Source organism: Coprococcus sp. AM97-35, from assembly GCF_027697525.1.
GTDB classification, from domain to species: Bacteria; Bacillota; Clostridia; order Lachnospirales; family Lachnospiraceae; genus Allocoprococcus; species Allocoprococcus comes.
In genome coordinates, this window is sequence record NZ_JAQESL010000002.1 from 115,006 (window position 1) to 130,278 (window position 15,273).

The window sequence follows — 15,273 nt, forward strand, 5'->3', positions numbered from 1 at the left end:
GCTTAATGATCTCCATTCAATAAATTAAGTTCTTTCGTGAGAAAGTCCAGAGAAGTTTCTCTTGCAGTATTTATACGTGCATGCACAGCATCGTAATCGTGGATTTGTGGAATTACTGAAGGTGCTTTTGTGAGAAGGCATTCTTTTAAATCAAATAACTCCAGAACTTCGGCAATTTTATTGTCACCGGATTCTCTGGAAAATACTGCCAGTTGTTTTCGGTATTGTACAGCAAAAATCAAACCATGGAAAGAGTTCGTTATAACGTATTCTGAATATTTTACCAGAGAAAGAAATTCTTCCACACCTGCTTCATAAAACATTTTATGTCCTTTGGCTGAGTTTGTACTGCGTAAGCTGATTTCAACAATTGTCCATCCGTTATCACGGGCTATTTTTTCTGCAAAAGCTTCCATTTCTTTGTTGTATCGTCGTGCATATAATAATAAATATTTCTCAGTTATAATACGAGATGCGGCTATGGTATCATAATCTTCAGTGGTTAGCAAAAGAGTTGGATCGATTGTTCTAAAAACTTGAATTCCATTAGAATTAATATGTTCTTTTAGATAAGGTATAAATTTATTTTCCCGTAAACCAATTGCTAAAAAGTTTTGAAGCCGGTTATTTAATATCTGGTAGCTATCTGTGTCAAAATGGGCATCACCAAAACTTGCAGCATAAGATACAGAATTTCCTTTCATTACATCGTAGTTGGCAAAATAACCATCATCAAATCCGTTGAATTCATTAATACAGAAAATGGTATCACTGCCACATACAAAATGGTTAATATCATCAAAATGGGCAATAGAATTAAAGTTTTCTGAAGTATATTTTTGAGAAGTTAAACCAAAGTATGTGTGATAAAAATGATCAAATTTCTGATAATTAATACGAATGGCAGGAAGAGACAATTCACACATTTTTCTGGATTCTGGGTCCTGATCCCACATATTGGAAAAAGGATTTAAAGGATCTTTGTCAGAGAGAGAATCCGGGCAATAGTCAACTAAAACTGGTTGATACAAATCCGGAGAAATACGCTTTATAGATTGGTAAAGTGCCCAGGATTGTAGAGCAGATCCATAGTTTGTAAAATTGCAATATATATTATAACTGACTATACCTATTCGAATCATAAAAATACTCCTTGAAATTATATAAAATAAGTTGTTAAATATACTAATCATGTTATCATGGATTTTAGGAGACAACAAGTGATATTGTAAAGAAAACGTTGTTATATAAACAAAAATATAGTATAATAGCACGGTTTGAAGAAGAGAGATTATTTTACGAAAGGATAACAGAAATGAAAAAAGAAAAAGATATATTTGATCGTATCATGGAATTTCCGGTTTTAAGGATTTTTAATCCATTTTACAAAAAAAACAAAGAAATATTATTGTATTTATTTTTTGGTGGTTTAACTTTTTTAGTCAGTATCATCTCGTATGCATTTTTGAATATTCAGATAGGATGGAATGCATTAATAGCGAATATTGGTTCATGGATTTTGGCTGTTTCATTTGCTTATGTAACAAACAGAGTCTGGGTATTTGATTCCAACGCTGAAACTACGGCTGATTTTATCAAAGAAATCACCAGTTTTATAGGCGGCCGAGTAGCAACGCTGGTAATTGAGGAACTGATCTTATTCATTTTCATCACGAATCTGGGAATGAACAGTATGCTGGTTAAGATAGTGGCACAGGTGATCGTAATTGTGCTTAATTATGTGATCAGCAAGCTGATTGTGTTCAAAAAATAGCAGAAAAGTAGTTAAGAAATAGTTTTAATTGTATTTTATGGAGTTTTTTGGTAGTATATACTATGTAATAATTTTGTAATAATTGTTACATAGTATATTTTATTTTAAAGAAAGAAGATTTTTTATGGAGAATATGCATATCGCTTTTTCTCCTCCGGATATCACGGAAGAGGAAATAGCAGAGGTTGTAGATACGTTAAGAAGTGGCTGGATCACAACAGGACCAAAGACGAAGCTTTTTGAAAAGAAACTGGCAGAATATATGGAAACAAACAGGGTGGTCTGTCTGAATTCAGCAACAGCCTGCCTGGAGATGACACTGCGTCTTCTGGGAATTGGACCGGGAGATGAAGTAATTACAACTGCCTATACTTATACTGCATCAGCCAGTGTAGTAGAGCATGTAGGTGCAAAACTGATTCTGGTGGATGTGGCAAAAGATTCTTATGAGATGGATTATGAGAAGCTGGCAGATGCGATCACAGAGAAAACGAAAGCGGTTATCCCGGTAGATCTTGCCGGAATTATGTGTGACTATGATAAGATATTTGAAATTGTAGAAGCAAAGAAATCACTTTTCCATCCGGCAAATGAACTTCAGGAGAAGTTTGGCAGAGTGATTGTGGTGGCAGATGCAGCGCATGCATTTGGCGCAGAGCGAAAAGGAAAGAAATGTGGACAGGCTGCAGATTTCACAAGTTTTTCCTTCCATGCAGTAAAGAATCTTACCACAGCGGAAGGAGGAGCAGTCACATGGCGTCCGATCGAAGGTGTGGATGATGATGAGATTTATAAAAAATATATGCTTTTTTCACTGCACGGTCAATCCAAAGATGCGCTAGCAAAGACGCAGCTTGGCGCATGGGAGTATGATGTTGTGGCACCTTATTTCAAATGCAATATGACCGATATCATGGCTTCTATTGGATTGGTACAGTTAAAGCGCTATGATGCATTATTAGCACGGCGCCGGGAAATCATAGGAATGTATGATAAAGCACTGGAAAGTTTTCCTGTGAATGTACTGAATCATTTTGATACAGATCATAAGTCCAGCGGACATTTGTATCTGATCCGTGTTCAGGGAAAAACACGGGAAGAATGTAATGAGATCATTACGAAGATGGCAGAGCATGGCGTAGCAACGAATGTGCATTACAAACCGTTACCGTTGTTATCTGCATACAAAAATATGGGATTTGATATCAAAGATTATCCAAATGCTTATGCATTATTTGAAAATGCAATTACATTACCGCTTCATACGAAACTCACCGATGAAGAGGTAAAATACGTGACAGATGTATTGAAGGAATGCATCGGATAGGAATGCTGTATGAGAAAATGGGACGAACTTCCGAAGTTTATGAGAACAGACGAAGTAAAACAATACTATGATATTCTGATCAAACACGAAAAAGAATTAAGATTAAAGAGATATTTTGACATTCTGCTTTCGATGATTTTACTTATCATTTTATCACCGATCATGTTAGTCATCAGTATTGCAATCAAGCTGGATTCACCGGGACCTGTGATTTACAAGCAGGTGCGTGTGACACAGTATGGAAAGAAATTTCACATTCTGAAATTCCGTACTATGGTGCAGAACGCTGATAAGATGGGAACACAGGTTACAATCAGTCAGGATTCCAGACTGACACGGGTTGGAAAAGTGATCCGTGGCTGCAGGATTGATGAATTTCCGCAGCTTATCAATGTTCTTCGCGGAGAGATGAGTTTTGTTGGAACCAGACCGGAAGTTGTGAAGTATGTAAAAGGATATACGAAAGAAATGTATGCGACTCTTTTGTTACCGGCAGGAATCACTTCCAGAGCCAGCGTATGCTACAAAGATGAGGGTGAAATGCTGGAGCATGTAGAAGATGTGGATTATGCTTATATTCATGAAGTGCTTCCGGAGAAGATGAGTTATAATCTGGAAGATCTGCGCAAATACAGTCTGTGGAGAGATTTTATGACCATGTTTATGACGGTATTTGCAGTATTACGATAAGAACTACAGTATAGGAGAAATGTATGTTAGTATCAGTTTGCACGATTGCGCGCAATGAAGAAGAATATCTTCCACACTTGCTGGAGGATATCACAAAACAGGATTACCCGGCAGAGCAGATCGAAGTTGTGATGGTGGACAGCAGTTCAACAGATGGAACCAGACGGATTATGGAACGTTTTGCCGAAGAAAATCCGCAGTATCATAACTGCTTTGTTACGGAAAATCCGGGGAACAATCAGGCCTCCGGATGGAATCAGGCAATCCGTAGTTCAACCGGAGATATTATTATCCGTCTGGACGCACATGGGCGCATTCCGGAGGATTTTGTTTCCAAGAACGTAGAATGCATGGAAAGCGGAGAATATGTCACTGGTGGACCAAGACCGAATCTTCCGGAGAAGGACACACCGTGGCAGAGACTTCTACTGAGTGCGGAAAGTTCGATGTTCGGAAGCGGAATCGCAGGTTTCCGGAGAGAGAATGAAAAGAAATATGTAAAGTCCATGTTCCATGCAGCGTATCGGAGAGAAGTATTTGAAAAGGTTGGACTTTTCAATGAAAATCTGGGAAGAACGGAAGATAATGAGATGCATTACCGGATCCGGCAGGCAGGATACCGCTTATGCTACGATCCGCAGATTCATTCCTGGCAATATGTGAGAAGTTCGATTCCGGGAATGATGAAGCAGAAATACGGCAATGGAGACTGGGTAGCAAGAACTGTTGGCGTATGTCCTGGATGTCTCAGCATTTATCATTTTGTGCCGTTTGCTTTTGTGATTGCGATTCTTGTGACATCCATTTTGGTAGCACTAAAGAAGCCATTTCTGGCGATTGCCATGTGGATCACTTATTGGTGTGGCGCAATCGGAATGGCAATTCTGTCTGTAAAAAATGAGGCGAAGCATATATGTCAGCTTTTGCTTCCGGGAATCTTCTTTTTACTTCATTTAAGTTATGGAGTGGGAAGTGTCGTCGGAATGGGAAAGATGATAAAAGATAAAATTACAAAGAAATAAAAGAGAGGATTTAGTATTATGAAGTATGATTATTTAGTAGTAGGATCAGGATTATATGGGGCAGTATTTGCTCACGAAGCAAAGAAAAAAGGAAAAACCTGTCTGGTAATTGACAAGCGTCCGCATATCGGTGGAAATATTTACTGTGAAAATATTGAAGGAATCAATGTTCACAAATATGGTGCACATATTTTCCACACATCCAACAAACAGGTTTGGGATTACATCAACCAGTTCGCAGAGTTCAACAATTACATCAATTCACCGGTAGCAATTTACAAGGATGAGCTTTACAATCTGCCGTTCAACATGAATACATTCAGCAAAATGTGGAATATCAAGACACCACAGGAAGCAAAAGATATGATCGCAAAACAGGTTGCAGAGACTGGAATCACAGAGCCGAAGAACCTGGAAGAACAGGGATTATCTCTTGTAGGAAAAGATGTATTTGAGAAATTGGTAAAAGGTTATACCGAAAAACAGTGGGGACGTGCCTGCAAAGACCTTCCGGCATTCATCATCAAACGTTTACCGGTAAGATTTACATTTGACAACAACTATTTCAATGACAGATATCAGGGAATCCCGATCGGAGGATATACAAAGATCATTGAAAAGATGCTGGACGGAATTGAAGTAAAGACAGATACCGATTACTTTGAATTTATCAAAGAAAATCCGGATATCGCAGAGAAGACACTGTTTACCGGAATGATTGATGAATACTTCGGATACAAGCTTGGAGCACTGGAATATCGTTCGGTAAGATTTGAGACAGAAGTACTTAATACAGACAATTATCAGGGGAATGCAGTTGTAAACTATACAGAAAGAGAAGTTCCGTACACACGTATCATTGAACATAAGCATTTTGAATTTGGAAAGCAGGAAAAGACTGTCATTTCCAAAGAGTATTCCTCAGAATGGAAAGTAGGAATGGAACCATATTATCCGGTAAATAACGAACAGAACAATAAGCTGTTTGAAGAATACAGAAAGCTTGCAGACCAGGAGAAGAATGTGATCTTTGGTGGACGTCTTGGAAATTATAAGTATTATGATATGGATAAGGTAATTGAAGCGGCACTGGAGATGGTGGCTGAGGAATTATAGGAAAATATAGCATAAAAAACAGGGTATGAATGAGGATATCCTGTTTTTTATGTAATATGTATGGGAAGAAGTTGAAGATGGAGAAAATAATTGAAATAAGAAATAAGATCGAAATGAAATGGGAATCTATTCCGTATGAAAAAATGTGATATGTCGGAAAAAATTTTTTGTGTGCATTAAGTGTATGGATAATCTATGCGTTTAATTGGATAACGATGTTTCATATACAGTGACCTGAACATTTATATTTTTATATACAGGTTTTTGTTGGTATGGCAGTGTTGTTTAGATACACGGTGCTGAGTTCTGAGAATATAGATGCTTTGGTTTTAGCTCTTATAGTTTTAGCTGTATTTGTAATTTCAAAAGATAGAAATGGAACAGGATTATTACTTGAAACAGGATTGTTTATTATCGGAGCTAGAAAAATTGATTATAAAAAGATTTTAAAAGTATATCTTGCAATTGAAATTCCGTTAACGCTTATCACTTTAATGGCTGCACGTTTGGGAATAATTGAAAATTTAGTATATCACCGTGGAGAACAAGTGAGAATGACCTTTGGATTTGTATATCCTATAAATTTTGTGTCGTATCTTATGTTTATAATTGCTGCATGGATTGCAATAAAAGAGGTAAAATGCATATTTTTAGAGTTAGGTATGATTACGATACTTGTAGTTTTCCTGGACAAGTATTGTGATGCAAGGTGTGGAGAAATATGTATTATTCTTATTGTGCTTTGTACTGCATATTTAAAATGCAGAATGTATTTTGCAGAGAAAAAAGGGAAAAAGTATAAGACATCTAAGCTCTTAAATTTTTTATGTTTATGTGTGCCGTTTTTAGGTGCAGGAATAATGATTCTTTTGTCCAGATTTTATGATCCAAGTAAAGGCTGGATGGAAAAACTGAATAGTATTACGTCAACAAGACTTTTTTGGGAAAGAAAACTTTTGATTTGTATGATGTGAAGTTGTGGGGACAGTATATTGAAATGCATGGAGACGGTGGAACGACAGATCCTGTCCCAGATTACTTTTTTATTGATTGTTCGTATTTAAATATACTAATGAGATTTGGATTTGCTGTTTTTGTGATAGTAATGTTGTTATTAAGTATTATGATTATTAAGAGCTTTAATAAACCGTATTTGATGGCGATGATAGTTGTAATATGTATACATTCGGTAATAGAGCAACATTTGTTTGAATTGCATTATAATATATTTTTAATGTTAGCATTTGAAAATTTTAATGTACAAGATAATAGGAAAAAGGCGTTTATAAAAAACAAGAATAATAACGGTCTAGAATGAATCAGGATATGGGATAAAAACATATCCTGATTTTTACATTTTGATGATTTTGTAGTTGTTGTCAATCTTGCATTTTTCCAATATTTATGCTTTACTATACTATGTATGTTTGTAAATACTAAGTAAAGGAAATGAAAGGAAAATGAAAAAACCAAAGATAAAGAGTATCGGATATGGATTCTATTGTATTCTAATGATCATAATATCGGTTCTTGGATTTATTCTTTATAATCTGGGAAACTGGGTATTAGACACGTGGGGGCTGTTGTCTATCGATGAAATTATTTTTCATCTGAAAGTACCGCTTGATGGGACAAACTCAGACGTAGTACTTGATGGGATCAATGCATGCGTACCATTGGCAGTATTAGTATTATTTTTATCTATTTTCCTGATTATAGGATTAAGGAATAAGCATGGAAAATGTATGATTGCGTTATTTCTTGTAGCTGTGATTGCCTGTGGAAGCGCAGGAAGGGCGGCTTATGAAGTATATGATGAATTGGATGTAAAAGAATATTTGGTAAGTCAGAAGAAAGAATCGCATTTTATTGAACAGAATTATGTGGATCCACGTACAACGAAGATTACATTTCCGGAACAAAAAAGAAATCTGATTTATATTTATCTGGAGTCAATGGAATCCACCTTTGCGTCAAAAGAAGATGGAGGAGGACTGGATTTTAACTGCATTCCGGAACTGACAAAGCTTGCAGAAGAAAATACTAATTTTTCTAATACGGATAAATTGGGTGGTGGATATCCTGCTTATGGAGGAACCTGGACAATGGCAGGTATTTTTTCACAGACTTCAGGAATACCGATCAAGAATTCGGAACAGACGGATGATGTAAATGCAACACTTGCAGAACAGTCTTCTTTCTCTTCGCAGGCAAGAAACTTAGAGGATATTTTTGCAGATGAAGGATATAACCAGTGTTTTATGATTGGCTCTGATGCGACTTTTGGAGGAAGAAGAGCTTACTTTGAGAGTCATGGAAAAGGACAAACAGAAATCTGTGATTATAATACGGCAAAAGAAAACGGACAGATACCAGAAGATTATTATGTATGGTGGGGATATGAGGATCAGAAGCTGTTTGCAAATGCGCAGGAAAAACTGACCGAATTAAGTTCAAAAGATGAACCGTTTAATTTTACTATGCTGACGGTAGATACCCATTTTGAAGATGGATATGTATGTGAACAGTGTCAGAATGAATTTGGTGATAACCAGTATGCAAATGTAATGGCATGTTCGAGCAGGCAGGTAGATGCATTTGTAAAATGGATTCAACAACAGCCATTTTATGAAAATACAACGATTGTAATAAGTGGGGATCATTTGACGATGGATTCTGATTTCTGTAATGATGTCAGTGAAGATTATGAACGTAGTGTATACAATGTATTTATCAATCTTCCAGAAGGTCTGGACACTTCATTTGAAAAAACACATAGCAGAGAGTTTGCAACACTGGATATGTTCCCGACCACGTTGGCTGCGATGGGAGTAACAATTGAAGGAGACAGGTTAGCACTTGGAGTGAATCTGTTTTCTGATGAGCAGACACTTACCGAGCAATATGGAAGAAAAGGCCTTGATAAAGAGCTGATGAAAAAATCAAAATTCTATGATATGCTGATCAATGATGTGGATATTGATGCACTACAGAAAAAGCGAAAGGAAGAGGCCGAAAAACAGCAGGAGGAAAATGCAGATAATCAGGAAAATACAGATAATCAAGAGCAGCAGACGAATCAGCCAGATGCAGGTGTAGATACAAGTGGTATTGAAACGCCGGATGCATGGCAGGGGTATACGCAGGATAATTATCAGTATAATTATAATGACGGATCGAATGATTACTGGTATGACGGAGGAAATTCCTGGGACAATTCATGGAATGGAGGATATGATGATAATACTTATGTAGAACCAACTCCAACGCCGGAACCGACTCCAGCTCCAACGCCGGAACCAACACCAGATCCAACGCCGGTACCGGATCCAGCGCCAGAGCCGACACCAACACCAGATCCGGCACCGGATTCAACACCAACTCCGGATCCCGGTGGAGGCGCAGAAAGCAATGCAGGCGGAACAACAGAAAATGTAAATTAGAGAAGAACTCCGGTTTATGCCGGGGTTTTTCTTCGGATAAATAAAGTAGAACGGAGTTGTCCGTAAATTGATACAATGAGAAATTCTACAAACAAGTAGACATTTCCCCATAAAAAGTGTAAGATAGAGTCTAAGAGTATTTATACTTACAATTAATATGGTTAGAAAGAGGAAAGTACATGAAGATGAAGTTTACGAAAAAAATAGCGACAATTCTTTTGTCTGTATGTCTGATCGTACCATGTTTTTCTGTGATGGCGCTAGCTGCAAATGGTGTGATATTCTTTTCTGATCTTGAGACAAGTGTCGGGGATGAATTTACGATCACAGGTACAGCAGTTGTCAGCGGAGATGTAATCGGAGACGCAACGATTCATATGACTTACGATCCTTCTTATATGCGATTTGAAGAGGGAGACGGAGTGAATGCAGACACGGATGGTAATCTGACATTTAAAGGTTCAGGTGACGGAAGTAGTGACCGGATTGAGTTTACAATGAAATTCCAGGCTCTCCAGGAAGGAAGTACAAGACTTGAACAGGGAGATGCGACGGTTACAGACAGCGCTGGATCAAGTGTGGCATGTGAAGAAGGATATGCGGATGTTACGATCGGAGCAGGAGATCCGAGCAAGATCAAGGATGTTGCGAGTGGAACAAGTGTTACGATTGATGGTCAGGAGTATACCTTATCCGGTGATTTCTCAGACAGCATGATTCCAGCTGGATTTACAGCAGGAGAGATTACTTATAATGATTCGACGTATAAAGGTGCTGTGCAGGAAAAGACAGGACTTCAGATGGCTTACCTGGTAGACGGTGACGGAAAAGGCGATTTCTGGATGTATGATTCATCTGACAGCAGCTTCTCACCGGCAGAACAGGTTGTGATTTCAGATACTTATTCGATCGTAATTTTTGATGCAGGCAGTAAAGTGTCTATGCCATCAAAGTATTCAAAAGGAAATCTGGAGATCAACGGCAAGACTTTTGAAATCTGGGATGAACCGGACCGCGATGGTTTCTATGTATTATATGCAGTAAATAATGATGGTGAAGAATCCCTCTATTTATATGACTCTGTAGAGCATACTTATCAGAGAATGGAGACTCCGAAGTCTGCGACTACACCGGATAAGAAGAGTGCAAGCAAATTTGACGCAATTTTAGAAAAGATTTCCGATCATCTGATCTGGTTTGTAGCAGCGGCAGCAGTTATCGTTATTCTTCTGGTAATCTTCCTTCTTGTTTCCGTTGTGAAGTTACATAACCGCAACAGAGAGTTGGATGATCTGTATGATGAATATGAACTGGACGATGAGCCGCAACGTAATCCGGTAAAACCGATCCAGCCTGTTAAGGCAGAAAAGAAATCACAGTTCAAAAAGAGACAGGATGATGATTTCGAAGATGATTATGACGACTTCGATGATGATTTCGACGATGATGATTATTATGATGATGACTTCGACGATGATTATGATGACGAAGGAATAAGTGATGATACTCGCAACGTTGATGAGTTTGATGACTATTTTGATGATGACGACTTTGATTCGTTCGATGATTATAATATCAAGAAAGAAAAGCGTAAAAAAGGTGATACTTTCGAAATGGATTTTATTGATCTGGATTAAAGAGAAAGGCGGGGATGACGATTGTTATTCCCGCTTATTCTTTACAAAAAGTCCCATATTTGCTACAATGTAACGAAAAGAGTAAAATTTATTTTCGCAAAAAAGACTGGAGGATATAGATAAATGTGTGGAATCGTAGGATATGTTGGATCGCAGCAGGCGGCTCCGATCTTACTGGATGGACTGTCAAAGCTGGAGTATCGTGGATATGATTCAGCAGGACTTGCTGTTCGTAATGGAACAGAAGAGACAGAAGTTATCAAGGCGAAAGGCCGTTTGAAAGTACTGTTTGAGAAGACCAATGGTGGTGCAGCCGTTCCGGGAACCTGTGGAATCGGTCACACCAGATGGGCAACACACGGGGAACCGTCAGAGAACAATGCGCATCCGCATATGAGTGACGATGGCAATGTAGTTGCTGTACACAACGGTATTATTGAAAACTATCAGGAGTTAAAGAACAAGCTGCTCCGCAAAGGATATACATTCTACTCTGAGACGGATACAGAGGTTGCTGTTAAGCTGATCGATTATTATTATAAAAAGTATGAAGGAACACCGGTAGATGCGATCAACCATTCTCTGGTCCGTATTCGTGGATCTTATGCGCTTGCTGTGATGTTCAAGGATTATCCGGAAGAAATTTATGTGGCAAGAAAAGACAGTCCGATGATTCTTGGCGTAGGAGATGGAGAGAGTTTTATTGCATCAGATGTGCCGGCTATTTTGAAATATACAAGAAATGTATACTATATTGGCAACCTGGAGATGGCAAAGGTCAGCAAAGAGGAAATTACCTTCTACAATCTGGATGGTGAAGAAATCCAGAAGGAGATGAAGACCATCGAATGGGATGCGGAAGCAGCTGAAAAAGCCGGTTATGAGCATTTTATGATGAAAGAGATCCATGAGCAGCCAAGAGCGGTTAAGGATACTCTGAATTCTGTATTAAAAGACGGAAAGATTGATCTGACAGATATCGGATTAGCGGAAGAGGATATCCGGAGAACAAGCCAAATTTACATTGTAGCATGTGGTTCTGCTTACCATGTAGGTATGGTGGCACAGTATGTGATCGAGGATCTGGTGAAGATTCCTGTTCGTGTGGAGCTGGCTTCTGAATTCCGTTACCGCAAGCCAATTCTGGATCCAAATGGTCTGGTGATCATTATCAGCCAGTCAGGAGAGACTGCAGACAGTCTTGCAGCGCTCCGTGAGACAAAAGCGCAGGGAATCCGTACACTTGGAATTGTCAATGTAGTCGGATCTTCTATTGCAAGAGAAGCGGATAAGGTATTCTATACTCTTGCAGGACCGGAGATCTCTGTGGCAACAACGAAAGCGTACAGTACACAGCTGATGGCTTCTTACATCCTTGCAATTCAGTTTGCCAAAGTAAAAAATGCAATCACTGAAGAGCAGTATGAAAATTATATTGCCGAATTACAGGCAATCCCGGAGAAGATTGAAAAGATTATTGAAGATAAAGAAAGAATCCAGTGGTTTGCAGCAAAGCAGGCAAACGCAAAGGACGCATTTTTTGTCGGACGTGGAATTGATTATGCAATCTGTATGGAAGGCAGCCTGAAGATGAAAGAGATCAGTTACGTTCATTCAGAGGCATATGCAGCGGGAGAACTCAAGCACGGAACCATTTCTCTGATAGAGGATGGAACGCTTGTGATCGGTGTGCTGACACAGCCGGAATTATATGAAAAGACGATCAGCAACATGGTAGAGTGCAAGAGCCGTGGTGCATATCTGATGGGACTTACAACTTATGGCAATTACAGCATTGAGGATACTGCTGATTTTGTGGTTTACATTCCGAAGACAGATGAGCATTTTGAGGCATCGCTTGCAGTGATTCCGCTGCAGCTGATGGGATATTATGTATCCGTTGCAAAGGGACTGGATGTAGATAAGCCGCGTAATCTGGCGAAATCTGTAACGGTTGAATAAAGTGATGCAAGAAGTTCCAGCGGAATTTCCTGTTGAATAAACGAGATGGACGACATAAAAATGTGCCGTTCATCTTTTTTTTCATATTTTATCACACTTTCATCACAATTATGGGCTAAACTCTTAACTATAGAAAAGGAAAAGAAAGGAGTCTTGAATGATGGACAATCAGTACAATTATTACAGACCAGATTCAGATGAAAATAGAGGAGCAGGCAATCAGCAGGGATTCGGAGCAGGACCACAGAAGGATCCGAAGACTTCAAAGCCGAAAAAAGGTTACATGAAAAAAGTAGCACTTGTTGTAGGAGCAGCCGTATTATTTGGGGCAGTCGGCGGTGTGACGATGCAGGGAACCAGTTATCTGACTGGTAAGCTGCTTGGAAAGAATACAAAGAGTACCGTAGGCACAACAAAGACTGTATCGAACGCAAAGCTTACAACATCTACCAGTACAGTGACATCTGATGTATCAGATATCGTTGAAAATACACTTCCGTCAATTGTTTCTATTACCAATATGAGCGTACAGGAAGTACAGAATTTCTTCGGAGGAATCAGCCAGCAGGAGAGTGAAAGCGCCGGATCGGGTATCATCATCAGCCAGAATGATTCAGAACTCCTGGTTGTTACCAATAACCATGTTGTAGAAGGAAGCGATACACTTACTGTTACATTTAATGATGGTAACAGCGTGGAAGCGCAGATTAAAGGAACAGACTCCGCAAGGGATCTTGCAGTCGTAGCCGTTCCGCTTGATAAAATTTCAGACGATACAATGAATGCGATTAAGGTTGCAACACTTGGAGATTCAGATTCTCTGAAGGTTGGAGAACCTGCTATTGCAATCGGTAATGCGCTTGGCTATGGGCAGTCTGTTACAACTGGTATCGTCAGTGCAACCGGACGAACAATTGATGGATTTGACGGAGAATACATCCAGACAGATGCAGCAATCAACCCTGGTAACAGTGGTGGAGCTCTTCTGAATGCAAATGGTGAGGTAATCGGTATCAACTCTGCAAAGATCAACAGCTCGGCAGTAGAGGGTATGGGATTTGCGATTCCGATTTCTGATGCAAGTGATGTTATCCAGAATCTGATGAATAAAGAGACAAGAAGCAAGGTTTCAGATGAAGAAAGAGGATATCTTGGAATCAAGGGATACGATGTATCTGAAGAAGGTGCACAGATGTACAATATGCCGACCGGTGTTTATGTCAAAGAAGTTATGAGTGGTGGCGGAGCTGAGAAAGCCGGTCTTACAAAAGGATCGATCATTACTGGTTTTGAGGGAAGTTCCATCAGTGGTATGAGCTCTCTTCAGGAACAACTTCAGTATTATAAAGCCGGAGAAGAGGTAACGCTTACCGTACAGATCCCGGATAAGAATGGTGAATATACAGAGAAAGATATCAAGGTTACACTTGGTAAAAATTCATAAAATGATGTGAACACGCCGTTTTATGGGAGTATGAGGTGTTCGAGGATTGCGGGAATTGCATAGCAATGGAGCAATCCGGTTACATCATAAAATACTAAAGAAAGATGCCGTCAGATCAGAAATGGTCTGGCGGCATTATTGATGTTACGACCTGTTTGAAACGGAAACGGGCATCAGATTATACCGGATGCAAAAGTCAGAACCCTTTTTAAAAAATTACCATACAATAATATTGCAGATATAAGAAAGGGGAGCCAAAACAATGCAAAATTGCAGAAATAATAATCCATATATGAGACGTGCAAATTGTGGGTGTGGCAATAATAACAATAGCTGTAATAGTAATTCATGTATGGCGAACAATGATGGAAGAAATCCATCGATGGCAGTACCTGTTTACCGAGAACGATCTGGATGTAGCGACCGGGACGATGCGTTAGATGGAATGCCGATCGCAATGGCTTATGTGCCATGGCAGAGCTGGAGACACATATACGAAGCCGGAAAAGGATTCCACAGAGGAACCATATTCGAAGAGCTTGATCTTCCGTTTAAGGGGAAAGGAGGATGTAACGCATGAATGAAATGCCAAATTCCAAACCTTGTAGAAAAGATCTCCTGATGCAGATTGGTCATGCGAGCTTTGCGGTAGATGATGTGAAGCTTTATCTGGACACTCATCCTCGTGATCAGGAAGCACTGGACTATTTTTATGAATATAATAAAAAAAGGAACCAGTTGTTGAAAGAATATGCAAAACATTATGGACCACTCACAGTAGATACCGCTGTTCCTTCCTGCTCAGACAGATGGAACTGGATCAATGAGCCATGGCCGTGGCAGGAAGGAGGGTGTTAG

At 39.1% G+C, this 15,273-nt stretch carries 14 protein-coding genes; 13 read left to right on the top strand and 1 reads right to left on the bottom strand.

Annotation, left to right across the window (positions count from 1 at the left end):
• Nucleotides 1-2 precede the first annotated feature (2 nt).
• A complete protein-coding gene (locus tag PG840_RS02320) occupies nucleotides 3-1,142 on the bottom strand; it encodes a polysaccharide pyruvyl transferase family protein (RefSeq protein ID WP_270613348.1) in 1,140 nt (379 codons plus the stop codon).
• Nucleotides 1,143-1,315: 173 nt separating this feature from the next.
• Between PG840_RS02320 and PG840_RS02325 the strand changes: the two genes are divergently transcribed.
• The 13 genes from PG840_RS02325 (at nucleotide 1,316) to PG840_RS02385 (ending at nucleotide 15,273) form a co-directional block, all read left to right on the top strand.
• Nucleotides 1,316-1,774 carry a GtrA family protein gene (locus PG840_RS02325; RefSeq protein ID WP_044999221.1) on the top strand — a complete coding sequence of 153 codons (459 nt, stop codon included), beginning with the start codon at nucleotides 1,316-1,318 and terminating at the stop codon, nucleotides 1,772-1,774.
• A 133-nt stretch (nucleotides 1,775-1,907) separates the two neighbouring features.
• Nucleotides 1,908-3,101, top strand: coding sequence for a DegT/DnrJ/EryC1/StrS family aminotransferase (locus PG840_RS02330; protein ID WP_270613361.1), 1,194 nt, complete (start codon nucleotides 1,908-1,910; stop codon nucleotides 3,099-3,101).
• Between the two features lie 9 nt (nucleotides 3,102-3,110).
• A complete protein-coding gene (locus PG840_RS02335; protein WP_270613349.1) occupies nucleotides 3,111-3,791 on the top strand; it encodes a sugar transferase in 681 nt (226 codons plus the stop codon).
• A gap of 23 nt (nucleotides 3,792-3,814) precedes the next feature.
• Nucleotides 3,815-4,813, top strand: a complete 999-nt coding sequence (locus tag PG840_RS02340) for a glycosyltransferase family 2 protein (RefSeq protein ID WP_270613350.1) — start codon at nucleotides 3,815-3,817, stop codon at nucleotides 4,811-4,813.
• An 18-nt stretch (nucleotides 4,814-4,831) separates the two neighbouring features.
• Nucleotides 4,832-5,929 (top strand): UDP-galactopyranose mutase, encoded by a 1,098-nt coding sequence (glf, locus tag PG840_RS02345; protein WP_270613351.1) that lies wholly within the window; start codon nucleotides 4,832-4,834, stop codon nucleotides 5,927-5,929.
• Between the two features lie 272 nt (nucleotides 5,930-6,201).
• Nucleotides 6,202-6,903 carry a hypothetical protein gene (locus tag PG840_RS02350; protein ID WP_270613352.1) on the top strand — a complete coding sequence of 234 codons (702 nt, stop codon included), beginning with the start codon at nucleotides 6,202-6,204 and terminating at the stop codon, nucleotides 6,901-6,903.
• Nucleotides 6,870-7,247: a hypothetical protein gene (locus PG840_RS02355; protein WP_270613353.1), complete on the top strand. Its 378-nt coding sequence runs from the start codon at nucleotides 6,870-6,872 to the stop codon at nucleotides 7,245-7,247. The genes PG840_RS02350 and PG840_RS02355 overlap by 34 nt, the downstream gene beginning before the upstream one ends.
• A gap of 142 nt (nucleotides 7,248-7,389) precedes the next feature.
• Nucleotides 7,390-9,372 (top strand): LTA synthase family protein, encoded by a 1,983-nt coding sequence (locus PG840_RS02360; RefSeq protein ID WP_270613354.1) that lies wholly within the window; start codon nucleotides 7,390-7,392, stop codon nucleotides 9,370-9,372.
• A gap of 179 nt (nucleotides 9,373-9,551) precedes the next feature.
• Nucleotides 9,552-11,009, top strand: coding sequence for a hypothetical protein (locus PG840_RS02365; protein ID WP_270613355.1), 1,458 nt, complete (start codon nucleotides 9,552-9,554; stop codon nucleotides 11,007-11,009).
• A 123-nt stretch (nucleotides 11,010-11,132) separates the two neighbouring features.
• Nucleotides 11,133-12,971 (top strand): glutamine--fructose-6-phosphate transaminase (isomerizing), encoded by a 1,839-nt coding sequence (gene glmS, locus PG840_RS02370; protein WP_270613356.1) that lies wholly within the window; start codon nucleotides 11,133-11,135, stop codon nucleotides 12,969-12,971.
• A gap of 160 nt (nucleotides 12,972-13,131) precedes the next feature.
• The gene (locus tag PG840_RS02375; protein WP_118217309.1) at nucleotides 13,132-14,415 is read left to right on the top strand and encodes a S1C family serine protease; all 1,284 of its coding nucleotides are present in this window, start codon (nucleotides 13,132-13,134) and stop codon (nucleotides 14,413-14,415) included.
• Between the two features lie 262 nt (nucleotides 14,416-14,677).
• Entirely contained in the window at nucleotides 14,678-14,995 is a 318-nt protein-coding gene (locus PG840_RS02380; RefSeq protein ID WP_243002763.1) for a spore coat associated protein CotJA, read from the top strand.
• A gap of 5 nt (nucleotides 14,996-15,000) precedes the next feature.
• Nucleotides 15,001-15,273 carry a spore coat protein CotJB gene (locus PG840_RS02385; protein ID WP_270205277.1) on the top strand — a complete coding sequence of 91 codons (273 nt, stop codon included), beginning with the start codon at nucleotides 15,001-15,003 and terminating at the stop codon, nucleotides 15,271-15,273.